Source organism: Fodinisporobacter ferrooxydans (assembly GCF_022818495.1).
In the GTDB taxonomy this organism is placed as follows: domain Bacteria; phylum Bacillota; class Bacilli; order Tumebacillales; family MYW30-H2; genus Fodinisporobacter; species Fodinisporobacter ferrooxydans.
Genome location: NZ_CP089291.1, coordinates 4,202,986 through 4,227,156, shown reverse-complemented (window position 1 = coordinate 4,227,156; position 24,171 = coordinate 4,202,986). Strand labels below are relative to the sequence as shown.

The following is a 24,171-nucleotide window of genomic DNA, read 5'->3' as shown; positions in this document are numbered from 1 at the left end:
GAAGGTGAGCGGCGTGAACCAGTCACAACATGTCCACTTTATCGGGATCGGCGGCTATGGAATGAGCGCGATCGCCAATGTCATGCTCGATCTCGGTTATAAAGTATCTGGTTCGGATGTGGCACAGAAGGATTTAACCGACCAACTAGTGATGCGAGGTGCCACCGTCTATATTGGACACGCGGCTCGGCACGTAGAGGGTGCGGATTTTGTGGTGTATTCCACTGCACTCTCCGGTGACAATGTAGAGCTGATGGCCGCACAAGCAAACAACATACCGGTTTTACACCGTGCACAGGCGTTGGCACAATTGATGAACGAGAAATCCGGGGTAGCTGTGGCAGGAGCACATGGGAAAACCACGACTACGTCGATGATTTCCTATGTCATGGAATATTGCGGTGTCGATCCGACATTTCTCGTAGGCGGCGTGGTTTCCGACCTGGGTGTCAATGCCAAAGCGGGAAAAGGCGAATACTTAGTCGCAGAAGCAGATGAGAGCGACGGGACGTTTTTGTATTATCGTCCCAAAATCGGTGTCGTGACAAATATCGAAGCAGATCATTTGGAAAACTACGACAGCAGTTTTGAGAAATTAAAACAGGCATATCGCCAATTTTTAAGTCATATTCGACCGGATGGATTGGCGGTCGTCTGCATTGATGATGAACACATTCGCGAATTTTTGCCGTCCCTGACGACCCGTATCGCCACATATGGCCTTACGGAAAGCGGGGACATGACGGCAACGGAGATTCAATTGATCGACCGCGGTTCCCGCTCCATCATCCGCTATAAAGGCGAGCGCCTGGGAGAGTTGGCGCTGTCGATCCCGGGGCTGCATAACATTTCAAATGCGCTTGCTTGTACGATCGTTTGCCTGGAAGCGGGACTTGAATTTGAACGAATTGCCGAAGCTCTTCGTCATTTCCATGGAGCCAAACGCCGCTTTCAAGTGTTAAGCGACAAGCAGGATGTTCTGGTGATCGACGATTACGCACATCATCCGACAGAAATACGGGCGACCATTGACGCTGCCAGGGCGACTGGCAAACGGATTGTCGCCGTCTTCCAGCCGCAGCGATATACCCGGACATTTTTGCTTTTTGACGCATTTTCCAAAGCGTTTGCGGCAGCAGATGAAGTCGTGATCACAAATATTTACTCACCGGCCGGCGAGCAGCAAATCGAAGGCGTCACGTCCGAGCGCCTGACCGAATTTATTCATAAAAACAGCAATACAAATGTACGCTTTTTACCGACCAAAGATGACGTGTACGACTATCTGGTAGATCGCGTACGCACAGGCGATCTTGTGCTTACAATGGGTGCGGGCGACATCTGGAAAGTGGCATACCGCCTGGCAAAAGAGTTTGAGTCTGGATGGACTCCGGCAGCGGTGGAAGCGTAGAATCCCATAAACCATAAAAACCGAATAGGAAAATGAAACGAGAACGATCTTGGATTCTTACGAAGTTTTTTTGTGGAATCCAGGATCGTTTTCAAATTTGACAAAAAATGTTTGTGTCAAAGCAGAGGAATTGAACAAGATTTGTCGAAAAAAATCATACCTTGACGATGTTGAGCGGTTAGGTAAGGTGGTGAAAGCACTTGGCAAGAAAACGTATTGGTGATTTGCTTGTCGAAGCTGGTTTATTGACACCGGAAAAGTTGCAGCAAGCACTGCAAGAGCAAAAACAAGGGAAAGAAAAGCTGGGCGATTTACTGATTTCGAAAGGATACATAACGGAGCAGCAACTGATTGAAGTGTTGGAGTTCCAATTGGGGATTCCGCATGTCCAGTTGTCCCGGTACAAGATCGAACCGTCAATTGCCAATATCATTCCGGAACGGCTGGCAAACATGTACCAAGTGATTCCAATTCGCAAAGAAAGCAACAAATTGATCGTAGCGATGAAGGACCCTCTGGATTATTATGCGATTGACGATTTGCGGATGAGTACCGGCTTTCTGATCGAACCGGTCATCGCCAGCAAAGACGATGTACAGCGGGCGATTAATCGCTACTATAGCATGCAAGAGTCGCTGCAGGAGATGATTCAGACTACACAGCAGACAGACACGCTGCAGGATACGGAAGCAGCGAATGATGATTCCCCGGTTGTCCGCACGGTGAATCAATTGATCATTCAGGCAGTACAAATGCGGGCGAGCGATATACACATCGATCCCCAATCGGACAGCGTGCGGATCCGGTATCGCATCGACGGCATATTGCGAACGGAGCAAGAGTTGCCGAAGCATCTGCAATCGGTGATTTCTGCCCGGATTAAAGTGTTGTCAAGCCTCAATCTATCAGAACGGCGGCTGCCGCAAGATGGCAGATTCCAAATGGAAGTAGATTTTCGGACGATCGATTTGCGTGTTTCCACACTGCCGACAGCACATGGAGAAAAAATCGTCTTGCGGATCCTGGATGTGAAACATGCGATCAATCAATTGGAGCAGCTGGGATTTCACGAAGGGAATTTGCAGAGTTTCCGCAAATTGTTGGCGAATTCCCACGGCATGCTGTTGATTACCGGGCCGACGGGCAGCGGGAAAACTTCCACTTTGTACGCCGGACTTACCCAGTTGAACCATGAAGATGTCAATATCATTACAGTGGAAGATCCGATTGAATATCAAATGGATGGAATCAATCAAGTGCAAGTGAACGTTCAGACTGGCATGACGTTTGCGAAAGGCTTGCGGGCGATTTTGCGGCAAGACCCGAACATTGTCATGGTAGGGGAAATCCGGGATTTGGAGACGGCTGAGATTGCGGTTCGGGCTGCATTGACCGGGCACCTGGTGTTAAGCACATTGCATACGAACGATGCGGTAAGCACCATTACCCGCCTGATCGATATGGGAATCGAGCCGTTTATGGTGGCCTCGTCATTAAGCGGCGTCGTCGCCCAACGCCTGGTCAGAAAAATTTGCCCGGAATGCGCCGCTCGCTATACACCCAAGCAAGAAGAGCTGGAGATTCTCAAGGCATATGGATTGGCGGCGGATGGGATGCGGATCGGCCGTGGATGCAGTACATGCAATCGGACGGGATTTCGCGGACGGATGGCGATTCACGAAGTATTTGCGATGGATGATGTGCTGCGCCGTCTCGTCATGCAGCGGCAGTCCGATGCGGTATATCGGGAACATGTGACACAGCATGGCATGCATACGATGTTTCACGATGGGTTAATCAAAGTATCCCAGGGATTGACCACAATGACAGAAATCTATCGCGTGACGACGATGGAGTAGGGGGAAACGGCGTGGCAGTTTACGATATTCACGAGCTTTTGCAGCAAGCATTTGTAAGAAAGGCGTCAGATCTGCATATGACCGTTGGCGCACCGCCCACGTTGCGAATCCATGGTTCGCTGAAAGCAGTTGGGGAAACGCCTTTGCAGCCATCCGATACGTTAGAAATATTGAAACAAATCGTATCAAACGAACAATTGCACAATTTCCATGAAGCGGGAGAGCTGGACTTTTCCTATGGGGTACCCAACGTATCCCGTTTTCGGATCAACGCATTTCGGCAGCGGAGTTGTGTCAGTCTCTCCGTCCGGGTTGTGCCGACACGCATTCCGACAATGGAAGAATTGAATCTGCCGGCTGTTTTAAAACAATTCGCCTATCGTCCGCAGGGGCTTTTGCTCGTAACAGGGCCTACGGGCAGCGGGAAATCGACAACGTTGGCGTCTTTGATCGATTTGATCAACCGCACGCAGCGCAAGCACATCATTACATTGGAAGATCCGATTGAGTATTTGCACAAACATCAGATGTGTCTGGTGGATCAGCGGGAAGTCGGTTTTGATACGAGATCTTTCGCATCCGGATTGCGTGCTGCGTTGCGCCAAGATCCGGATGTGGTGCTCGTGGGCGAGATGCGCGACTTGGAGACGATTCAAACTGCCATCACGGCAGCGGAAACAGGCCACCTGGTGTTTGCGACATTGCATACCAGCGACGCACCGCAGACGATTGACCGCATCATCGATGTATTTCCGGCGTATCAGCAACAGCAAATACGAATCCAATTGGCTTCCGTATTGGTCGGAATTGTGGCACAGCGATTGATTCCCATGGCGAATGGCGATGGACGGGTGGGAGCCTATGAAATTCTTGCAAACACAAATGCGATTGCAAACTTGATCCGCTCGGAAAAAGTTCACCAGATTCGCTCCATGATGCAGACAGGGCGCAGTCAAGGCATGCAGACAATGGACATGCATTTGCGGGAACTTGTGAGCCGCGGCATCATCAGTGAAGCGAGCGCGAAAGACAGCAGCCCGACGTATGCGGAAAGTCGGCTTTAAATCGCATTTTAAATGGCAACCAGTTGATTCAAATGTCCGAAAAACAAATGTTGTTTACAATTTCGACAAAATTTTTATGAAACTGTAACAAAATCCTACCCACAATGGAAACATGCAAGATTATAATAATAGTATGTAAAACTATAATAATAGAATCGTAGGCATCGGACGCATTTTCGAATGATTTTTGAAGTGAGAGTTCAAAAAGTGGTCAAGTAAGACACAAGGAGTGCGAAGTCGAAGCACGAAAAGCCGACGGAGTGTACGTGTTTGGTACATGAGTAAGGCTTTTGGGGATTCGGCAAAGCAATCCGCCGTGGAGTTTTGACTACTTTTTGAACATCTTCTTGCAAGGAACAAATGATTTTTAAAGGAATAAAAGAAAAGGGTGAGACGGCATCGCACACTATCGGTTTCTTGCGCTGGAGCAAGGCAAACGGATCCGGGGCAAGATTGAAGCGCAAGATGAAAAAGCAGCCATCCTTTTGTTAAGAGAGCAAGGCAAGCAAGTCATACTCGAAGTGCAGGAAGTAAAAGAAACGATCTGGAACAAAGACATCGAGCTTCGCAGCAACAAGGTGAAAGCAAAAGACTTTGTCGTATTTTGCCGTCAGTTCGCCACGTTGATTCGGGCTAGTGTTCCAATTGTAGATTCATTGGTCATTTTAAAGGAACAAACGGAAAGCAAAGCATTAAAGAAAGCATTGGAAGTTGTCACGGAAGAGGTAGCGGAAGGCCGACAATTGTCCCAGTGTTTAGCCGGTCAAGGCAAGACGTTTCCAACGATTTTTATCAATCTTGTACGAGCCGGGGAAATGAGCGGTACGCTGGATGACGTATTGGACCGATTGGCGATCTATATGGAAAAGCAGCAAAACACGACAGAGAAGATCAAAGGCGCATTGACATACCCGCTTGTGCTGATGGTCATGTCCATCGGTGTGGCAATCTTTCTGTTAGTCAAAGTGATCCCGACGTTTGTGAATATTTTTCACTCTCAACATCTGACTCTCCCATTGGCAACCCGAATTGTTTTGGCAGTGTCCGCTTTTTTCATCGACCGTTGGTACGTGCTGGTATTGCTGTTGATCGCTTGTATCTGCGGATTTCTATATGTGACCAGATCCCAGCGAGGGCATTTCCTGCTGGATTATGCAAAGTTGAAATTGCCGATCTTCGGGAAAATGTTTCAGAAAGCGGTGATTGCAAGGGCGATGCGAACGCTTGCTACGTTATTCAAAAGCGCCGTGCCAACGCTGCAGGCATTGCAAATCACCAGCCGGGTCGTAGAAAATGATGTGATTGGCGAGCTGTTGCTGGAAGCGCGGGAAAGTGTGCGGAACGGTGCGTCACTGGTACAGCCGTTTCGGAACCATTGGGCGATTCCGCCATTGGTCGCGCAGATGATATCCATTGGCGAGCAGACCGGTACCATCGATGAAATGTTTGCCAAAATTGCAGACTTCTATGAAGCGGATGTGGAAGCAATGGTGGAGAAGCTGAGGCCGTTGATCGAACCGTTGATGATTGTATTCATGACCGCGATTGTGGGGGTGATCGTACTGGCGGCCATACTGCCGATGTTCTCGTTGTATCAGAATATGGGGAGCATGCAGTAGGGTAAAAGAGATGGGTAGAGGGATGGAATGCTGCTGAAGTTTGGTGGAACTTGGTGTCTGTCAATGCAGGGTATGATGATCTAGCAATTTATTTGGGAGGATTTTAAGTATGAAAGAAACATTTATGGAAAAATTGAAAAGAAAAGCAAGAGAAATACTCAGTGGCGAGCAAGGCGTGACGCTCATTGAATTATTGGCGGTTGTTGTGATCCTGGCGATTATTGCGGCTGTGGCTGTGCCGGCAGTGATGGGGAACTTTAGCAGTGCGAAGGCAAATACGGATTTGCAAAACGAAAAAATTATCGTTGATGCGATTACTCGTTCGATTATTGACTACGATCAAACTAATGGAAATAATATTACAGACTTAGCAAATAGTGCGTCTGCAACTTCAGCATTAGGTTCCGGTGGTACAGTTGATATAACTACAACAGGGACAGCTGATTCTCAAATATATGTTTTTGGTACCGTCGGCGGTACTGCTAATAAAGCTGGTACAATTACTTTAAATGGAAATTATTTAAATCAAATTCCAGTCCCACAAGCACCAGCCGGAAAACAAACGACAACATTTTCGATTGGTGCAAACACTTATACAATTACAGAAAGTTCAACTGCTGGTCAATGGACTATTAAACAAAATTAATTGCAAGAATAAATATTTTTTATAAATTATAGGAGATTTTAGTGTATATCAATTTATTAGAATTAGATTATATTCAAAAAATTTATATTATCATCCTTTCCCTTTTCATAGGCTCATTTCTGAACGTTGTCGCATTGCGCATACCAAAAGGCGAGTCAATCGTTTCACCGCCTTCCCGCTGCACATCATGCGGGCATCGATTGGGATGGCTCGACTTGATTCCCGTACTCAGCTTCGTATTCTTGCGCGGTCGCTGCCGATATTGCGGCGATCGCGTATCGCCTTTCTATGCCGTATTTGAGCTGCTTGCGTTGATTGGCGCATGGATTTTGTACGATCATTTCGGTATGAATTGGGAATTTCCCGTCGGTTTTTTTTATATTTGTGTACTGCTCGTGATTACCATTACAGACCTGAAGTACATGCGGATTCCCGATAAAATTGTGTTCCCGAGTATGGGGGCCATGCTTCTGTTGCGTCTGTTGATCCATCCGCTTCCATACTGGCAATATATCCTCGGCTTTTTTGCCGGCGGACTGCTGCTGTTGCTGATTGCACTTGTCAGCCGCGGAGGAATGGGGGGCGGAGATGTAAAATTATTTGCCTTTATTGGATTGTCGATTGGACTCTACCAAATGCTGCTCGGCTTTTTCTTTGCATGTCTTTTAGGATCAATTTTCGGTTTGATTTTCATCCGACTCGGTATATACAAACGAAAGTCTCCCATTCCATTTGGACCCTATATCGCCATGGGCTGTTTTGTCGCATATCTGTGGGGGACGCAGTTGTGGGAAATGTATGCAGCTGTTTTCTAGGAAATGGACATTCTATGACTTCCAAATAAACGAACTGTCGAATTTGATAGAAATATGGTACATTGAAAAGAGATTTGTCTCATGTACGCATATTTCTATTCTTTTTTTTAGGCATTCTATTTTTTTGTTGCTTATCAGAAAGATTAGCGGAAAGGAGAATCTGCCGGTGATTTTTGGGAAAACAGCATGTATCGGCATCGAGATTACAGACAGTGACATTCATGCTGTGGAAGTTGTCCGCGCCAAAAACCGTGTACAGATTTTACGCGCATTGGAGATCCCGCTGGAAGCTGGCATTGTCGTAGATGGGGATGTACAGCAGCCGGAGGAATTGGGCTTTCTTTTGCGTGAACAATTCAAACTGGCGAACCTGAAAGCAAAGATCGTACGGGTGGTCGTACCCAGCCGCTATGTAGTCATCCGCCAAATATCGATGCCGAAAATTTCGAAACATGACATTCGGCAAGCCATTGCGTTTGAATTGGAACATTCCATTCATTTGCCGTTTGATGAAAGTGTGTTTGATTTTGTTAAATTGAACATTCCGTCAGAAGGTGCATCCGGCACAGATGTGTCGGATGAAGATTCTATCATGAATCGGAGTGAAGCTGATTTCCGGGATCCTTATATCGTTGTAGCGGCATCTAAAGAGATTGTTGAACGAATGGTACAAGCTGTCGAAACGGCGGATCGAAAAGTAAAAACAGTTGATGTACGTGCGCTCTCTTTGTATCGTTTATATACGTTTTCCAATCAAAACGCTTCCAATGAAACGATTCTTTTTGTGGATATTGCAGAAGCTGGAACAGATATTCATATTTTTCGCAATGGATTCTTATTATTCACACGAAATGTACCGTTGCCGTTGGATAATTATCGAAAACATGAGAGTCAAACCTTTTACCTTGAACCTGCAGCCAAATCCGAACAGATGCGTGCGGGCGATGCGGCACTGACCATTGATGCCTTATTGTTTGCACAGGACTTGGCATATGAAATCGAGCGCTCCATTAATTTTTACCAATATACGCTAAACAATCGGGATCAATATGTGAGCCGGCTGATACTGTCCGGCAACGTGTTTGAACCACAGGTGCTGACGGAATATTTCAAAAGCCGACTGGACCTGGAAGTAAACTTGATTTCCTCCCGCCAGATGGTTTGGCAGGAAGGCGAATATAATGACGAGACATTTCGCAAACATGCAGTCGCGATTGGACTTGCCATACGTGAGGATAAACGTACATGGAAATAAATTTACTGCCTAAAAAAGAACCGAAATTTCAGTTTGCCTGGTTTTTTTGGGGGCTGTCTGTCCTGTCAATCGTATTCGCAACCGGATTGTTTTGGCGCATGCATACACAGTTGGTTCAAGAACAATCGGATCTCCAACAGAAATACACGCAATTGACGCAACAACAATCATTGCTCTTGGCACAGCGAAATGTTGCAGATCCGAGATTCCAAAAGTTAAAACAGTTTCAGGATGAAATTGCAAAACTTAAAAAAGGCCAAACCGATTGGGAAGCACGTTTAAACGATTTGGCTTCGCACATGCCAAAAGCGGCTGTCATCCATTCGATTTCATACCAGGCTCCCGATATTTCGATAGATGGCCAAATCGATTCATTGAAAACGGCCGCCCAGTTTTCGGAAGCGCTCAAGAAATTAAACTGGGTGCTGGATGTGTCATTGACGACCGTATCGAATGCAGGCAAAGACAATGCACAGCAAGGGAACGCCGCGGCAGGGAATATTTCGCAAGCAAACGCGTATTCACAAACATTGCGGGATACATTTCATATGACAATCCAAACGAAAGATATTGCAACAAATGATCAGCTAAAAGGAGCACAGAAATGAAAGCTGTTTTCAACAATTTGAAACTGGCGATATTTGTATATCTGTTCGTGCTTCTGATTTGTACGCTTCTTTTTGTATACGTGCCAAAAAGGTTGCAATCACAGGTGGAGACGCTGCAACAATCGGTTCAATCGAAGCAGCTTCTGGTGAATGCATTGCGTTCCCAGCCGCAGAAAAAAGAGTTTGTCATGCCGAAAGATGCGCAAACATTGTTGCAACAATTGCCCTCGGACCCACAAGTAGATCGGTTGCTCGTTCAATTAAATGATTTGTTTAACCAGACCGGAGTACAATTTGAATCGATTTCTTTGCAAAATGGATCTGATTCGCAAAGCACAAATGAAGTACAGCGGTTGTTGAATGGCGCAACAGGACAGGGCAAACAATCACAGCCATCCAATCAGCAACAAAATAAACAGCAAACTGCCAATGGAACCGCTCAAAAAAACAGCAATGCGAACGATTCACAAAATGTTAAATCGGTTACGTTCAATCTTTCTTTAAACGGCGCATATTATCCGATGTTGGATTTTCTTTATCAATTGGTGCATACAGAACGATTGTTGCATGTGGATTCGATTCATATTTCCCATCAGCAGGGCGCGGCGGCTTCGAATTACCCGCAATTTTCGGTACCGTCAAGTTCCGTGCAACAAGCGCCTGCGCAAAGGAATTCGCAAACATCGAATCAGCCGCAAAAGCAACCAGCACAACCTGGAAATACAAATGGAAATTCTCCAAATGCCAATTCGGCTAAACTGCAATCCAGTCAAGGACAAGCAACGATCAATCCAATCCTGCAGTCACTTTTGGCGAATGCGATGCGTTCTCCAAATCAAATACAGTCATCTCAGAATGGAGCCGGTCTGCCGAATACACAACCGTTCCTGCCGGCTGCTGAACCAAACATAGATAATGTATCTGTCACGATGACGCTCACAGCGTTTTATATGCCGGATGCATCCTTCTTGGGGAGTCTGCCGGAGATTCCAATTTATCCGTCGCAACAGCGGAAAAATCCGTTTGTTCCTTAAACGATTGCCCTTGATGTCAAGGAAGGGAGGAGAAAGTGTATGAAAAAAAAGAAATACGATTCGTCTATTTTTCATACGCTTTTTCAATCGAATGGTTATGTGTTGCCGTACGTTCTTATGATTGTAGCGGTTCTGGGTCTTTTTGTGCCTGTTCTTATGAACATGAATTCTACACGTGCATTAACGAATCTGAAAGAAAAAAACGACAAGATTGCATTATACATGGCGGAGAGTTCGATTGAGTCCTATATACAGTATTTGAATCATTTGAATGCAAATATAAATGCAAATGCAAAATCCCTTACTCCGGGCGATTTTTTAAGTTTTCCCGGAATTCGAACATCTCCTCAAAAAATCGTTTTGCCTGATGGTGAAAATGTTTTCTATACATTTCAGGTTGCCAAGCCTGCTTCAACCGATCCTGCGCAAATCTATACGATTCATGTATCTGTTACGGCAGGTGGAGTTTCTCCGGATCCAACAAATCCCGCAAATCATTATGCCGCGACGGAAACGTTGAATTATACACTTGCCGGACCGTCATTAGTTAATGGAAATGGAAATGGAAATGGAAATGGAAATGGAAATGGAAATGGAAATGGAAATGGAAATGGAAATGGAAATGGAAATGGAAATGGAAGTGGAAGTGGAAGTGGAAGTGGAAGTGGAAGTGGAAGTGGAAATGGGGATTTGAATAACAACCCATTAATCAAGGTAGCAGGGAATGATTCTTCCTACTTCGCGACGACGACGCAACAAAGTTTTAACGCACTGATTCCGGCAGATCCCGTTTATACGATACATGCGAGTCAAAATACGTTTTCCGTAACCACATCAAACAGCAAGGATCATGATGAAACGGTTGCAATTCAAGTCGACTCCAATTCTTTTACTTTGGATCCATCATTCTTTACTACTTTGTTCCAATTGCAGGGAACCAATCTTTTCAATAGAAATCTTATATTATATATTACCAGCACAACGACGAGCCCTGATCGGTTTACCGTAAATATACCATCTGCATTATTGATCAATACCATGATACTCGTCGATGGATCGATTCATTTATCAGGCAATTCGGTCATTAGCGGCAATATCGTAGCTTCACAAAATATTCAAATTGACCCGAATAGCGTATTGATGGGATTTGGAACGATGGCTGGAATATCGCCAGTTTCCAATTCACAAGAAATAGCAGGTTTTCCCTATTTCAATCATTATAATTATCAAAACGGCTCTGGAAACGGTGGCGGGAACCCCATTCCCTGGACTCCGAATCCGATCCAACATTAAGGAAACAAGATGAAAAATATGGAAACAGAATGGCAACGAGACGAAAAACCAAAAAAGGACAGGATCCTGATGATTCGAAATGAAAAGGGTCTAACTCTCATTGAATTGCTTGTATCAATCGTAATACTTGGTGCCGTCTTGCTCCTTTACATCAATGTAAGCAGCAGCACGAGGATTGCGGAAATATTCAGCAGCAACCAAAATGCGGCAATCGATGTTGCAGAACAGGCCATCAACACGATTCGCAATGAAGCGCTGCTCAATCCGAATCAGTTGCCAACGTACGATGCAAAAAATCCAAAATTTACGGTTGCCGTCACATCACAACCATTGACAAATACACCGTCGACAGCGATTCAAATCACAAAACCTGCCGGCCTAAACAACCATGCTGTTTCATTGGAGACAATTGTTGATTTGAGTATTGATAACGTATCCTACAGTCCGTATATTGTGAACGTAACAGTTTCCTGGGGGCCGCAATGAAGAATGAACATGGAATTACATTAATCGAGCTGCTGGCAACAATTACAATTGCCGTATTTGTGATTGGCGCCATTGCTTTAACGTTTTCACAAGTAACTTTGGAATGGAATTCATCAGCGAATCAGTATCAGGATGATTCTGCAGCACGTTTGACTCTGGATACATATACAAAATACCTTTCAGGCGCAGTATCTGTCGTCTATATTCAAAGTGGTTCCGGTTGGACAGATCTTAGGCTGCAACTCCCCAAATTGAATCCGGACAATACCAATGTGACGAAAGTATTTCATTATGAAAATGGAACCGTTACACTTTATGATTTTAATGCAAAGGATTATAGGAATGCTGCACCTTCTTTGTCTGATTATTCCAATGGACTGCAACTTGCATCAAATGTGATTTCTATGCCCCAATATGGAATGATCAACCAAGGAACCATTCAGCCTTTACCGGTTGGCAGCACTGTTACTTCGGCATTGCTTTCAATCGATATAAATTTTAACTACAAGCAAGTAGGTGCAAATGGATCTGTTTCATTTGTTCCACACCGATTCAATACGAATGTAAAATTGTTGAGTTTTCACTGAAAATGTAAAATGGTTTAAATTATTTTTGTATCACTCTATGTCACTTCTTGTCATTTTCATGTCACCTTAGCACTTCTTCACGCATATCCTGTCATATACCACTTTATGCCATTGACCTTTTTTTAGTAGGAAAGTTATACTAATCGCATGTTTTTCATAACTTAGATGATAGATGGTCGTAGTGGTTTGCTTTTCCTCCATTCAATAAAAGGAAGAGGTGGTTGAGTGCGAAAGGTCACCCGAAAAACCATGTATCTATTGGCTGCTGCAGTTACACTTGTGACGGCAGGCGCTGGAGGAGCGGCTGCCAGTTATAAGAAAGTAACTGTAGACGTGGATGGCAAGAATCAGACGTTCTCCGGGTTTCAATTGGGAACGGTGGATCAATTTCTTGCTGCACACGGGGTCCGAGTGACACATGGCGATCTGGTTCAACCTGATGGACACACAAGACTGACTAACGGACTACACATCCATGTTCATCATTTACAGGAAGTATCGATTCAAGATGGGGTGAAACCCCAAACGCAAGTCAAAACGGTAGCGACGACGGTCGCCGCCCTGCTGCAACAGGCTGGCATTCATCTCAATGATGCAGATACGCTGAATGTTTCACTGAATGACAAACCGGTGAATGGGATGAAAATTGCAATTACTCGCCGTACAGAAAAAGTTGTGACAAACGATGAGGCGATACCTTTTCAGACCGAACGCCAGCCGGATTCAAACGCTTACAAAGGGCAGGAAAAAGTACTGACGCCCGGTGTGCAAGGGTTAGCACAGATCACAACGACGATCTATTATGAAAATGGCAAAGAAGTAGACCGCAAATCCAAGAAGAAAACGGTAAAGGCTCCTGTCAACCAGGTGGTTGCATATGGAACCCTTAACCAACCGGTTGTGGTAGCTTCTCGTGGCAGTGAGGATCTTTTGGCAGCGGGAAGTTATACGATGGTAGCAACCGCGTATTCAGGTGGAGGCAATACAGCAAGTGGCGTTCCGGCTCATGTCGGGACTGTAGCAGTCGATCCGAATGTCATTCCGCTCGGCACAAAGCTCTTTATTCCGGGCTACGGGCAAGCAGTAGCAGAAGATGTCGGGTCCGCCATTCAGGGAGACCGCATTGATCTTTATTTCAGTTCGGAGCAAGAAGCGAGAAATTTCGGACGCCGAACCGTGAATGTCTTCATATTGCACTGATTCATTTGATTTGGTATAGTTTTGTTTCCAAATGATTAACGATACATATGTGTTGTTATGATTTAGGCGGCAAATCACAAATGCCAACCATTGTTAGTGTAATATGAGACGACTATGTTATGGAAGACATACTGACTTTTCACACGGATTTACAAGCCTGCTCCCTTCAGGCGTGTTCGGAAAGATCATCATGAGGGAGCGGCGGTGAATGGCTGTGAAAAGTCTTTTCGCATTTGTCCATTTCTATTTATGTCATTTGTTTTTTCTAGTAAATGAACGCATAGAGTTGCAGACTCATTCATAGAATACTATCGATCCCGTTTCCGGAGCAATGTACGACTGCAGCAGACAGTTTGTAGTCGATTACGGAAAATGTGCAGTAAGAAAAGAGGTCGATTGGGATGAATGAATCAAATAACAATCAGTCAAAAAACAATCAAGTGAAAATTCGCATTGTCAGTCATGATCCAAAGGCAATGTCAGAACAAAGAAATGATCAAAAATTAACATTTCCACAATCCAAGGACAACTTAGATCCGATCGATCCCGTCAGAAAACCTATGCAAGATACTCGAACAGGGGATTTGCGACGTTCGGAACAAGAACTATCATCTGAACAAACACCCGAAAAACATCTTCCTCAAGAACAACCTTCCAGGCAATCCTTGCTTGAACAGGCACGGGAACGCATGTCTGTTTTACATACACCAATATCCGAAATATCCCGTTCATCCCATTTGGCAGAACAGCCGGCGCTATATCCTCCTGACTGGAAAGGCAGAGGTAATATACAGACTCGCAGATTGGGTCTCACGAAGCGAGGGCAAAAAGGAATTGCAGCAAGTGTTTTAGGCGTCTGTGTCGGCTTGCTGCTAGGATTTGCCGCGTATTATCTATTTATCGGGTCATCCGTTTTGGCGCCGCTGGGGAAAGTTGACAGCCGTGTGGCGTCAGGTGGGGCAATTGCGAACCGCAGTGGACAAGGACAAGCGTCAAATGCTGTCGCTGCCAGCGCTCAGTCCGTTTCCTCCAGATCTGTACTTGGACCAGGGGGAGCTGCAGGACCCGGTACGACTGTGTATTTGTATCAAATTGGAATATATCAAGATGGCAAAGCGGCAGATCAAGTAGTCAATAAAATGAAAGCAAAAGGAATTGCCGTTCTGAAGCGAGGCAATAACCCTTTCCAGTTGGTCATCGGTGGTGCGGCACAAAAAAGCGGCTCTGCTGATTTGAATGATTTCTTACAACAAAATGGGATTTCTTATTATATGAAGCCGTTTGTTGTTCCGAAAGTTCCTTCAACAGTGCCTCAAATATCCGATTCCCAAGCACAACAACTGCAACAGTCGCTGCTAAAAGAATGGAAGTTCATTGAGCAGATCAGTGGGGGTGGACAGGCAGCCGATGTTTCCGGCATCGAAAAGGAAGTACAGTCTTCCCTTGCATTTTTGCCGGCCGCCAACACGTTGGCAAAACAATCATTGCAAACTTCATTGCAAGATTTGCAACATGTAGCTGACAGCATCACACAAAAAAGCCAGTCAAATGGAGCAGGTACTGCGGCAGCAAGTTATTGGCTCGCGAAATTTTACACGGATTTTGCACAAGGGGTGGCTGATTTATAATTTTTATGATTTATAATTTTTACGTTTCTGAAGCTCATTAAAATTGAAATAAATTTAAAGAATTACAGGCAGGAGCAAGTAGATTTTTGTCGAAATCTATAATCTCGAAGAAATTTATTCCTATATTTTGACTTGCATATACTTGAGGTGTTTCATGAAACGCACTGGGCAAAGCTTTTCCAGGATTTTTTTTACGTTGCTCATTGGACTTCTGGTTGGAAGCCTCGTCGGTGATTTGCTGACACAGTTTCATATTCCTTATATGGGAACATTCGTAACGCGTGTTTGGCATCCGGCCGCTGATCTCGGAGTCATCCAATATACTCTCGCATTAACCATTCGCCTGAATGCAATGAGCCTCGCAGGGTTGGCTGCTGCATTTTGGTATGCAAAAAAACATTGAACAAATGCGTCGTTTGAAATGAACTTTTTCGTACGCGGTCGAGTCTTTAAAAATGAAGGATTCGGGTAAGCTAATAGCACGAAATAGATTCGTGGCTATTGGAGGGGTATTGTGATGACGATCGATAGCAAAAATGGGAGCCGTCGTATTATTTTGGCATCCGGTTCACCGCGCAGACGAGAATTATTGGAGCAGCTGGGACTTTCTTTTGACGTTATCACAAGTGATGTGGCTGAACAATTCGACCCGGAGATGCCGCCTGCAGAAGTTGTTCAATTTTTAGCGGACAAAAAAGGTGCTGCCGTGGCGAATTCTATAAAACACGGATTGGTAATCGCTGCTGATACGATTGTCGTCATTGATGAGCAAATCTTGGGCAAGCCTGATTCTGTTTCATCTGCCAAACAAATGCTGCGCCGTTTGGCGGGGCGAACGCATACCGTATATTCGGGTATTGCCGTGATTGACGCAGAAACAATGAATAAGAAAATTTCGTATCGTTCTACGGTTGTTCATATGCGTGAATTGTCAGATGAAGAGATTGATGTGTATGTGGAATCCGGCGAACCGATGGATAAAGCGGGAGCATATGCCATTCAAGGCATCGGTTCTACATTGGTGACAAGTGTTGAAGGATGTTATTTTACCGTGGTGGGTTTGCCGATGTCTTTACTGGCGGAACTGTTGTGGGAATTTGGCGTGAATGTCTTGGCCGTTCATAAGCCGGTGTGAAATACAAAGGGAATCCCAGCATCACCCGGTTTCATAGATGACTTAAGAGTATGTTCAAATGATTCACATTCCGAATATGATAACGTTCTGAACATCCTCGAAAACCCCATATTGAGGAGTGATTGCTTAGTGACCGCCATCCGTGACCGATCCCAGTTATTTGTACGAGATTTTCCGTTAGAAGAACGACCGCGGGAACGTCTCCTAAAATACGGTGTGGAACAATTGTCAAATGTGGAATTGTTCGCACTGATTTTACGCACAGGTGCTTCAGGTGTTTCGGTCATTGATATGTCAGAGCAATTATTGGCCAAATTCGGGGGCCTGCGCCAGATTCTCGATGCGGATTTGAATGAATTGATGAGTCTGCCTGGCGTCGGATTTACCAAAGCAGCCCAAATTCAAGCGGCGATTGAATTGGGAAGACGAACGGCAAGGACATCCCGTCAGGATTTAGTCGTCATCCGGTCTCCCCAAGATGTGTCAAATCTCCTCATGGATCGCCTTCGTTTTCTTACCAAAGAACACTTCATCACACTACATTTAGACACGAAAAACCAAATCATCGGGGAAGATACCGTCTCGATCGGATCTTTGAATGCTTCAATCGTTCACCCGCGAGAAATATTCAAACCCGTCTTAAAACGAAGTGCTGCTTCCATTATCTGCGTGCATAACCATCCGAGCGGGGATCCCACGCCAAGCCGTGAAGACATCGATGTAACTGCAAGGCTGGTAGAGGCCGGAAGGATCTTGGGCATTGACGTGTTGGATCATATTATTCTCGGTGACCAGCGCTTCATCAGTTTGAAAGAAAAAGGGTTAATGTGAAGACGGATGGAGCCGTTTTTTGGCATAAAGTCGGCCATACTTGGAAAACTATTCAAGATTCCGATCGTCTTATCCATTCGTCTTATCCATATGGAATTCGATCTTGGCAAACATCTATACAAGCGGAACACATCGTTGTAAAATGATATTTTGTTATGTATAAAATGAATTTGGCATCATCCGCTTTATCTAACGATTTTATTTAACGATACAGGCGGGAGTTTTAAAAATATGTTTAGTACTGTTTAAAAAGGAAGACGCCCGATCTTTCGTGTATGCCTGACTTTTTTAAACAACTGCTGATAGAAAGATCAACCATATGAATCGATACATATGGACAAGCTTTGAAGGGAGTTTGTTGTTGGATGTTTAATTCACGTGATATGGGGATTGATTTGGGTACAGCCAATACGCTTGTATATGCAAAAGGACGCGGGATAGTTCTCCGGGAACCGTCCGTTGTGGCGATTCGAACAGATACCGGCGCGATCGAAGCGGTTGGCGAACAGGCAAAACTCATGATTGGCCGTACACCAGGAAATATTGTTGCCGTTCGCCCGATGAAAGATGGCGTCATTGCTGACTTTGATACGACAGCAACGATGCTGCGCTATTTTATCCGGGAAGCGATCAAGACAAAATCTTTATTTTCCAGGCGCCCGCGAGTCATGGTATGTGTGCCAAGCGGAATTACCGCAGTGGAAAAACGTGCGGTAGAGGATGCCACATTGCAAGCAGGGGCCAGAGAAGCGCATACCATTGAAGAGCCGATGGCTGCAGCGATCGGCGCCGGATTACCGGTTGGCGAACCAACGGGAAGCATGGTGGTCGATATCGGTGGCGGAACGACCGAAGTAGCAATCATTTCTCTGGGCGGGATCGTGACAAGCCGTTCCATTCGGGTGGCTGGCGACGAGATGGATGTTTCCATCATGCAGTATGTGAAGCGGGCATACAATATGATGATCGGTGAACGGACGTCGGAAGAATTGAAAATGACCATCGGGTCTGCCATTGCACCGGACGAAGAGGAATTTACAGAAATCCGCGGACGCGATTTGGTGTCGGGATTGCCAAGGACCCTTAAAATCAACAGCCGGGAAATATGTGATGCATTGAGTGATACAGTCAACAGCATCGTCGAAGCCGTCAAGATAACATTGGAAAAATCTCCGCCGGAATTGGCAGCGGATATTATGGATCGTGGTATTGTGTTGACTGGAGGAGGAGCATTGCTGCGGAATCTTGACCGCTTGCTATCCGAAGAGACAGGCATGCCTGTCGTAGTAGCCGAGAATCCGCTGGATTGTGTGGCGATTGGTACTGGCAAAGCCCTTGACAATATAGAACTTTTACGGAGAAGCGCCGGCAGTCCGATCAGAAAAAAACGCGCACGTTAATGGCCCGATAACTTGAACAAGCGTTTGGAACGAGAAGGGTGTGGCAAATAGGGTGGGCCGATTATTTAATAATAAACGATTATTCGGGATTTTGGCAGCCTTGTTAGTCTTGATGATCGTTGCCGGGATTACCATCAGAAAGAGAGAACAAATCACATGGCCGGAAAAAATGGTCATCGATTTGACTTCATGGGTGCAAGGCCTTGTTTATAAACCGGTGTATCAGGTGTCGACATTTTTTCAGGATATTACACAGCTGAAATCCCTGTACGAAGAAAATGCCAAACTGAAGCTGAGTTTGAATAATTACGCCAATCTGCAAGCGCAATTGCTGGATTTGCAAAGCGAAAATGCCCGATTGCGCAAAGACTTGCAATTTGGCAAGAAAAATCAGGGATATCAGTTTTTGGCGGCTGCCGTAACGAGTCGCAATCCCGGTTTTTGGAACTCGGTTGTAACGATTGACAAAGGCGCACGGGATGGAATTCAAGTGGATATGCCTGTCGTTACATCGGATGCAGGACTTGTCGGACGGGTGGAAAAAGTGGCGGCTGACAATGCGACGGTCATGCTTGTTACCGATACAGACAAAGTAGGTATATCTGCACTTGTCTTGAATCAAAAACGCCCGTTTGGAATTGTAACCGGATCTTCCGATTATCCGGGGAAATTGGAAATGAGTTTTATATCGAAGCTGGATGGTGTTAAGAAGGGCGATATGGTTGAGACGTCTGGTTTGAGCGATATTTTTCCAAAGGGCATCGTCATCGGCAAAATTATCAGCATCAAAGACGATCCCACCGGTTTGACGCAAACGGCTGTCATTCAACCGACTGCCGATCTGAATCATTTGGAAGATGTCCTGGTTGTCAAGAAGGCTGCCGCAAATGCGCCTTTGCAGCCCGTGAAGTAGGTGGAAACAGATGGCATCCGTTCTTGCGTTTTTGGCACTGTTTTTCCTGTTGGTCATACAAACGACAGTCTTTCAGATTCCTCCTCTGACAACGATTCATCCAGATATGGTCGTCGTGCTTTTGATGTATATTTCCATGATACTGGGAGCGCGCCAGGCAGTCTTTTACGGACTGGCCATCGGCTTGGTGGAAGATATCATCTATGGCAGGTTTATCGGTCTCTATGCCTTTTCCTTCGCACTTATCGGGTATTTTGCCGGTTTGGTTTTCAACTTGTTTTTTCATAAAAGCCTGTTATTGATTTTGGTAACAGTGCTCGCTTCTACTTGCGTGTTTGAATTGATCACGGTCAGTATCAGCGGTCTATATGAGATTTCTGATTTCGCATTGGTTACCGTTGTTGACTATACGATTCGTACAATGATATTTAATGGGATTTTTACACTGCTTATTTATGCACCGGCGGTCAAATGGCTGGAAAAAGCGGCCAATCGTCGGAGGCGCGGTCGATTGTCTGACCCTGATCTGAACGGATAATGAATGATTCGAAAACACTGCCTGGATCCATTCTTGCGAGAAGATCCAGGCAGTGTTTTTTCCATGTGTATCGACAAAAATCGCGGTAATCTTTGGGATGTTTTTGCAATTGGAAGGAAAAATTGCAAGTTATGACGAATAGTGAATGTTGTTGTATGAAAATTTTTTTTAACTCAGAAAGCCAAGCTTTCATTTGCGAAGTGGGGGCAAGCAATGGAAAGTATGACAGCTTGGGAAAACGCACGATCTCTCCCATCCAAATCGCCTGTTACGATTAAGGGTGTAAGGGATGGTCTGTTGTTCCTTTTGCAAGAGAATGTTGCTTTTGAGGATATTTTACAAGATTTGGAAAATAAATTGAAAGGTTCTCACCAAAAGCTCTTGGTCGGCCCGATTGTCCATGTTTGGATCGTCATCGGAAAACGGGTGCTGACAGAGGAGCAAGAACAGCAGATTCGCAATTGTTTTTCCTCCCACGGCAATTTGATCATTCAAAAATTTGTTACGGAAGAAGAAACGAAGGAATCGGCGCATTCTACGCCGTTAGTTTATAAAGGAACCGTTCGCTCCGGGCAGATTCTACAGCACGAAGGTGATATTATCATCATTGGGGATGTGAACTACGGAGGAGAGGTCGCTGCTACCGGAGATATCTTCGTTATGGGTACATTGCGAGGAACTGCGCATGCAGGCATAAAGGGAAACCGAAAAGCGATTATTGCTGCCGTATATTTTCGGCCGACTCAATTGCGGATTTGTGAAGTCATCAGTCGATCGCCGGATACGAACCAACAAACGATCTATGGTTCCACGGAAATGGAATTTGCCTATTTACGGGATGGACAAATGGCAGTCGATCGCATGACATACTTGAATCTGATTCGCAACAAAGAATCAAAGTAATGAAGGCTTACTGGAGGAGAGGCTCGTGGGTGAAGCAATTGTTGTAACGTCTGGAAAAGGTGGTGTGGGGAAAACCACATCATCTGCGAATATCGGCACTGCCCTGGCGCTTATGGGGAAAAAAGTGTGCATGATCGATACGGATATCGGACTGCGCAATCTCGATGTGGTAATGGGACTTGAGAATCGTATCATATTTGACATTGTCGATGTTGTCAATGGCCAATGCCGATTGGAACAGGCTCTGATCAAGGATAAGAGATTCGATCATTTATTTTTACTGCCCGCCTCACAAACGAAAGACAAATCTGCGCTGACACCCGATAAGATGAAGCGCATTGTAGACGAATTAAAAGGCAAATTCGATTATTGCATGATCGATTGCCCTGCCGGCATTGAACTTGGGTTTAAAATTGCCGTCGTCGGCGCTGACCAGGCGATTGTTGTGACGACGCCTGAACATGCGGCTGTACGTGATGCGGATCGTGTCATCGGTCTTTTGGAGAAAGACCGGTTTAAACAGCCAAAGCTCGTGGTAAACCGTGTAAAGCCACATATGGTGCGACAAGGGGACATGCTGGATATTGATGAAATCGTCAATATATTATCTATCGATTTATTGGGTGTTGTGCCGGACGACGAGCATGTGATCAAAGCAGCCAATCATGGCGAGCCGACAGTCGTGAATCCGAACTCGCAAGCTTCCATGGCCTACCGGAATATCGCCCGGCGCATTCTTGGAGATGCTGTGCCATTAATGGTATTGGAAGATAGCAAAGGCATTTTTTCTAAAATGAAAAAATGGATGGGAATCGGAAAATAGGAAGCTTCATTCATAAACTCGTCCAACCTTTCATATTGTTGAAAAGAGAGAGTTGGACGGGGGGATTTGTATGAAGTGGCAATTGCCTTGGAAACGTCAAACAATGAATCATCATGCATTCGATGAGGAATTTTCAGAACACTCACCTTCCTCTTCAGGCACGACAACATCGCCTTTTGTCGAGCCGTTTCGGCCACTGTATGACATACCGGATGCCAATCAAGAAAATGACTATTCGGTACGTCCGCTATATACGCCATCATCAACCATGCCGCGAAACTCATTGAATCAGCGTATTTCTACCGCATCGAACCCGTATCCGTTGCGCAATCACCGTTCCTCCCGTTCCGGGTTTGAACGGTTTCCGACTCGCAGCCGCTACGGAAACCATCCGAGGCGAATGGAAGAAGAGGAAAGCCAATCGTTGCTTACGTATCAATGGATTGGTGCGATCGTTTTGGTTGGGGCGCTATTTCTCGCCTTTCATAGTTCATCTCCATTCGCCCAACGGATTCAGACAGCCGTCTCCACAACGATGCAAAATGACTATAATCTTTCCGGTGTGACAGCTTGGGTACAATCCCATCTGCAAAAACAGCCGTCCACGGCACCGGCAACAGCCGCGCTCAACGGAAGCCAGTTGCCGCAACCAGCCAATCAGAATCTTGCGAGTGCAAATGGAAATCAGCAGGCAGGTGCATCTGTTCAAACAAAACAAACGGCGACGAACGATTCGTCCTTGCAGGGCAAAGCAGGCGGTGCAACGTCGAGCGGTTTGCTGCCACCACCATTGGATCATGGAAAAATATCCAGTGACTTTAAGCAGGATACGCAGCAGGAAATGATCTTGACAGGAGCTTCCGGAGGTGCGGTGTATGCAGTTGCTGCAGGTGTGGTCGCTGCGGTTGATCACAATGCGCAACAAGGGACGTATGTGTTGCTTGACAATGGTTCGATCGGCAAAACGTTGTATGCCCATCTTGGCACAGTCAGCATAAAATTGAATGATAAAGTGACGCAAGGACAAACAATCGGAACCCTTGACAAAAACGGACAAACAGCCGATATGTACTTTGGCTACATCAAAAACGGCAAGTATGAGAATCCACACACAATTATCCAATTCCCGTAAAGCAATGTAGCGAGCCGATTTTTTTGCAGCGGTGTTTCTTTGCGAATTTGGAGATGCGTACAGGAGTGAGGCTGGTGAGATGGATTCCGCGCGGGATGAAAGTACGTATTCATCCGCTTTTTTTATTACTCGGCGCTATTAGCATTGCAGCGGGAATGGGTACAGAAATACTGATTGTTTTTACAATTGTCATCATTCATGAATTAGGTCATATCTGTGCGGCAACTGCGTTTGGATATCGGGTAAAGGAAATGGTCTTATTGCCATTTGGCGGTGTCGCAAAACTGGAAAGCGGGACATATGGATGGTCGCCCCGCCACGAAACATGGATCGCATTGGCAGGCCCCTTAAATAATTTATTGTTGATTCTCGTTGGGATCGGTTTTCATGTCACGGGAATCTGGGATTCTTCTTTGACAGAGTTTTTTAACCGAACCAACTTGACGATTGCATGTTTCAATTTGCTGCCGGCGCTGCCCCTGGATGGGGGACGGATTTTGCGAGCGGCGTATGCGCAGACAATCGGGTTTTACCGATCCACAAAGGTGGGAATTCGAATGGCGTTTGTCTTGTCATTTGTATGCATGATATTCGGAATTGCCGCACTGGCTGTGGGATATGTACATGTGGGCATTCTGGTGTTAAGCGTATTTTTATTCGCGTCTGCTTGGCAATTGAAGCGGCAACTGCACTATGACATGATTCGCTTTCTCGACGCCAGACGGCGAGTCCCTAAAGATCGTCCGCAAGAAGTTCGAACGTTGGCGGTTTCCGATTGCGTAAAATTACAAGATGTGGTTGCCGATTTTGCGCCGAATGCCTATCATGTGGTGTATGTTCTTGACAACGAACAAGATGTGAAAGGAATCATGGGGGAACGGGAAGTATTGGATTCTTTGTTTGATCGGGACAATTGGGGCAAACCGATCGGGCAGTTTTTGCCATAATTCGCTTTCGGAATGGATTTGCATGATTTAATTTGAATGAAAAC

24 protein-coding genes are annotated in these 24,171 nt (G+C 45.5%); all 24 read left to right on the top strand.

The window, feature by feature from the left end:
- Positions 1-13: 13 nt before the first annotated feature.
- The 24 genes from murC to LSG31_RS20255 all read left to right on the top strand — a co-directional run bounded on the left by murC (position 14) and on the right by LSG31_RS20255 (position 24,127).
- Positions 14-1,411 carry a UDP-N-acetylmuramate--L-alanine ligase gene (gene murC / locus LSG31_RS20370; protein WP_347436865.1) on the top strand — a complete coding sequence of 466 codons (1,398 nt, stop codon included), beginning with the start codon at positions 14-16 and terminating at the stop codon, positions 1,409-1,411.
- Between the two features lie 200 nt (positions 1,412-1,611).
- The gene (locus LSG31_RS20365) at positions 1,612-3,270 is read left to right on the top strand and encodes a GspE/PulE family protein (RefSeq protein WP_347436864.1); all 1,659 of its coding nucleotides are present in this window, start codon (positions 1,612-1,614) and stop codon (positions 3,268-3,270) included.
- Between the two features lie 11 nt (positions 3,271-3,281).
- Positions 3,282-4,334: a type IV pilus twitching motility protein PilT gene (locus tag LSG31_RS20360; RefSeq protein WP_347436863.1), complete on the top strand. Its 1,053-nt coding sequence runs from the start codon at positions 3,282-3,284 to the stop codon at positions 4,332-4,334.
- A gap of 398 nt (positions 4,335-4,732) precedes the next feature.
- Positions 4,733-5,953 carry a type II secretion system F family protein gene (locus LSG31_RS20355; protein WP_488349833.1) on the top strand — a complete coding sequence of 407 codons (1,221 nt, stop codon included), beginning with the start codon at positions 4,733-4,735 and terminating at the stop codon, positions 5,951-5,953.
- A 109-nt stretch (positions 5,954-6,062) separates the two neighbouring features.
- Positions 6,063-6,599 carry a type II secretion system protein gene (locus LSG31_RS20350; RefSeq protein WP_347436861.1) on the top strand — a complete coding sequence of 179 codons (537 nt, stop codon included), beginning with the start codon at positions 6,063-6,065 and terminating at the stop codon, positions 6,597-6,599.
- 41 nt (positions 6,600-6,640) lie between these two features.
- Positions 6,641-7,414: a prepilin peptidase gene (locus LSG31_RS20345; protein ID WP_347436860.1), complete on the top strand. Its 774-nt coding sequence runs from the start codon at positions 6,641-6,643 to the stop codon at positions 7,412-7,414.
- 166 nt (positions 7,415-7,580) lie between these two features.
- Positions 7,581-8,669 (top strand): type IV pilus biogenesis protein PilM, encoded by a 1,089-nt coding sequence (pilM, locus tag LSG31_RS20340; protein WP_347436859.1) that lies wholly within the window; start codon positions 7,581-7,583, stop codon positions 8,667-8,669.
- Positions 8,660-9,277: a PilN domain-containing protein gene (locus tag LSG31_RS20335; RefSeq protein WP_347436858.1), complete on the top strand. Its 618-nt coding sequence runs from the start codon at positions 8,660-8,662 to the stop codon at positions 9,275-9,277. The genes pilM and LSG31_RS20335 overlap by 10 nt, the downstream gene beginning before the upstream one ends.
- Complete coding sequence (locus LSG31_RS20330; RefSeq protein WP_347436857.1) at positions 9,274-10,311, top strand: type IV pilus inner membrane component PilO; 1,038 nt, start codon at positions 9,274-9,276, stop codon at positions 10,309-10,311. Before LSG31_RS20335 ends, LSG31_RS20330 begins: the two co-directional genes overlap by 4 nt.
- Positions 10,312-10,350: 39 nt before the next feature.
- Entirely contained in the window at positions 10,351-11,604 is a 1,254-nt protein-coding gene (locus LSG31_RS20325; RefSeq protein ID WP_347436856.1) for a hypothetical protein, read from the top strand.
- A 69-nt stretch (positions 11,605-11,673) separates the two neighbouring features.
- Positions 11,674-12,090, top strand: a complete 417-nt coding sequence (locus LSG31_RS20320) for a type IV pilus modification PilV family protein (RefSeq protein ID WP_347436855.1) — start codon at positions 11,674-11,676, stop codon at positions 12,088-12,090.
- Positions 12,087-12,677 (top strand): PilW family protein, encoded by a 591-nt coding sequence (locus LSG31_RS20315; RefSeq protein WP_347436854.1) that lies wholly within the window; start codon positions 12,087-12,089, stop codon positions 12,675-12,677. Before LSG31_RS20320 ends, LSG31_RS20315 begins: the two co-directional genes overlap by 4 nt.
- A gap of 225 nt (positions 12,678-12,902) precedes the next feature.
- Positions 12,903-13,877, top strand: a complete 975-nt coding sequence (locus LSG31_RS20310) for a resuscitation-promoting factor (protein WP_347436853.1) — start codon at positions 12,903-12,905, stop codon at positions 13,875-13,877.
- Between the two features lie 401 nt (positions 13,878-14,278).
- Complete coding sequence (locus LSG31_RS20305; RefSeq protein ID WP_347436852.1) at positions 14,279-15,505, top strand: hypothetical protein; 1,227 nt, start codon at positions 14,279-14,281, stop codon at positions 15,503-15,505.
- A 154-nt stretch (positions 15,506-15,659) separates the two neighbouring features.
- Positions 15,660-15,908, top strand: a complete 249-nt coding sequence (locus LSG31_RS20300; RefSeq protein WP_347436851.1) for a DUF4321 domain-containing protein — start codon at positions 15,660-15,662, stop codon at positions 15,906-15,908.
- 114 nt (positions 15,909-16,022) lie between these two features.
- Entirely contained in the window at positions 16,023-16,640 is a 618-nt protein-coding gene (locus LSG31_RS20295; protein ID WP_347436850.1) for a Maf family protein, read from the top strand.
- 138 nt (positions 16,641-16,778) lie between these two features.
- Positions 16,779-17,471, top strand: coding sequence for a RadC family protein (gene radC, locus LSG31_RS20290; protein WP_430734293.1), 693 nt, complete (start codon positions 16,779-16,781; stop codon positions 17,469-17,471).
- Positions 17,472-17,836: 365 nt separating this feature from the next.
- Complete coding sequence (locus LSG31_RS20285; RefSeq protein WP_347436848.1) at positions 17,837-18,871, top strand: rod shape-determining protein; 1,035 nt, start codon at positions 17,837-17,839, stop codon at positions 18,869-18,871.
- Between the two features lie 52 nt (positions 18,872-18,923).
- Positions 18,924-19,784 (top strand): rod shape-determining protein MreC, encoded by an 861-nt coding sequence (gene mreC / locus LSG31_RS20280; RefSeq protein ID WP_347436847.1) that lies wholly within the window; start codon positions 18,924-18,926, stop codon positions 19,782-19,784.
- A gap of 10 nt (positions 19,785-19,794) precedes the next feature.
- Positions 19,795-20,322 carry a rod shape-determining protein MreD gene (mreD, locus tag LSG31_RS20275; RefSeq protein ID WP_347436846.1) on the top strand — a complete coding sequence of 176 codons (528 nt, stop codon included), beginning with the start codon at positions 19,795-19,797 and terminating at the stop codon, positions 20,320-20,322.
- Between the two features lie 213 nt (positions 20,323-20,535).
- Complete coding sequence (minC, locus tag LSG31_RS20270; protein ID WP_347436845.1) at positions 20,536-21,225, top strand: septum site-determining protein MinC; 690 nt, start codon at positions 20,536-20,538, stop codon at positions 21,223-21,225.
- Between the two features lie 25 nt (positions 21,226-21,250).
- Positions 21,251-22,048 carry a septum site-determining protein MinD gene (gene minD / locus LSG31_RS20265; protein WP_347436844.1) on the top strand — a complete coding sequence of 266 codons (798 nt, stop codon included), beginning with the start codon at positions 21,251-21,253 and terminating at the stop codon, positions 22,046-22,048.
- A 70-nt stretch (positions 22,049-22,118) separates the two neighbouring features.
- Positions 22,119-23,180, top strand: a complete 1,062-nt coding sequence (locus LSG31_RS20260; protein ID WP_347436843.1) for a M23 family metallopeptidase — start codon at positions 22,119-22,121, stop codon at positions 23,178-23,180.
- Positions 23,181-23,254: 74 nt separating this feature from the next.
- Positions 23,255-24,127: a M50 family metallopeptidase gene (locus LSG31_RS20255; RefSeq protein WP_347436842.1), complete on the top strand. Its 873-nt coding sequence runs from the start codon at positions 23,255-23,257 to the stop codon at positions 24,125-24,127.
- Positions 24,128-24,171: the final 44 nt, after the last annotated feature.

Coding starts and splice junctions, on each gene's coding strand:
- LSG31_RS20350 (WP_347436861.1), top strand. CDS start 6,063: ATGAAAGAAACATTTATGGAAAAATTGAAAAGAAAAGCAAGAGAAATA.
- LSG31_RS20335 (WP_347436858.1), top strand. CDS start 8,660: ATGGAAATAAATTTACTGCCTAAAAAAGAACCGAAATTTCAGTTTGCC.
- LSG31_RS20330 (WP_347436857.1), top strand. CDS start 9,274: ATGAAAGCTGTTTTCAACAATTTGAAACTGGCGATATTTGTATATCTG.
- LSG31_RS20325 (WP_347436856.1), top strand. CDS start 10,351: ATGAAAAAAAAGAAATACGATTCGTCTATTTTTCATACGCTTTTTCAA.
- LSG31_RS20320 (WP_347436855.1), top strand. CDS start 11,674: ATGATTCGAAATGAAAAGGGTCTAACTCTCATTGAATTGCTTGTATCA.
- LSG31_RS20315 (WP_347436854.1), top strand. CDS start 12,087: ATGAAGAATGAACATGGAATTACATTAATCGAGCTGCTGGCAACAATT.
- LSG31_RS20305 (WP_347436852.1), top strand. CDS start 14,279: ATGAATGAATCAAATAACAATCAGTCAAAAAACAATCAAGTGAAAATT.
- LSG31_RS20300 (WP_347436851.1), top strand. CDS start 15,660: ATGAAACGCACTGGGCAAAGCTTTTCCAGGATTTTTTTTACGTTGCTC.
- LSG31_RS20295 (WP_347436850.1), top strand. CDS start 16,023: ATGACGATCGATAGCAAAAATGGGAGCCGTCGTATTATTTTGGCATCC.
- LSG31_RS20285 (WP_347436848.1), top strand. CDS start 17,837: ATGTTTAATTCACGTGATATGGGGATTGATTTGGGTACAGCCAATACG.
- mreD (WP_347436846.1), top strand. CDS start 19,795: ATGGCATCCGTTCTTGCGTTTTTGGCACTGTTTTTCCTGTTGGTCATA.
- minC (WP_347436845.1), top strand. CDS start 20,536: ATGGAAAGTATGACAGCTTGGGAAAACGCACGATCTCTCCCATCCAAA.
- LSG31_RS20260 (WP_347436843.1), top strand. CDS start 22,119: ATGAAGTGGCAATTGCCTTGGAAACGTCAAACAATGAATCATCATGCA.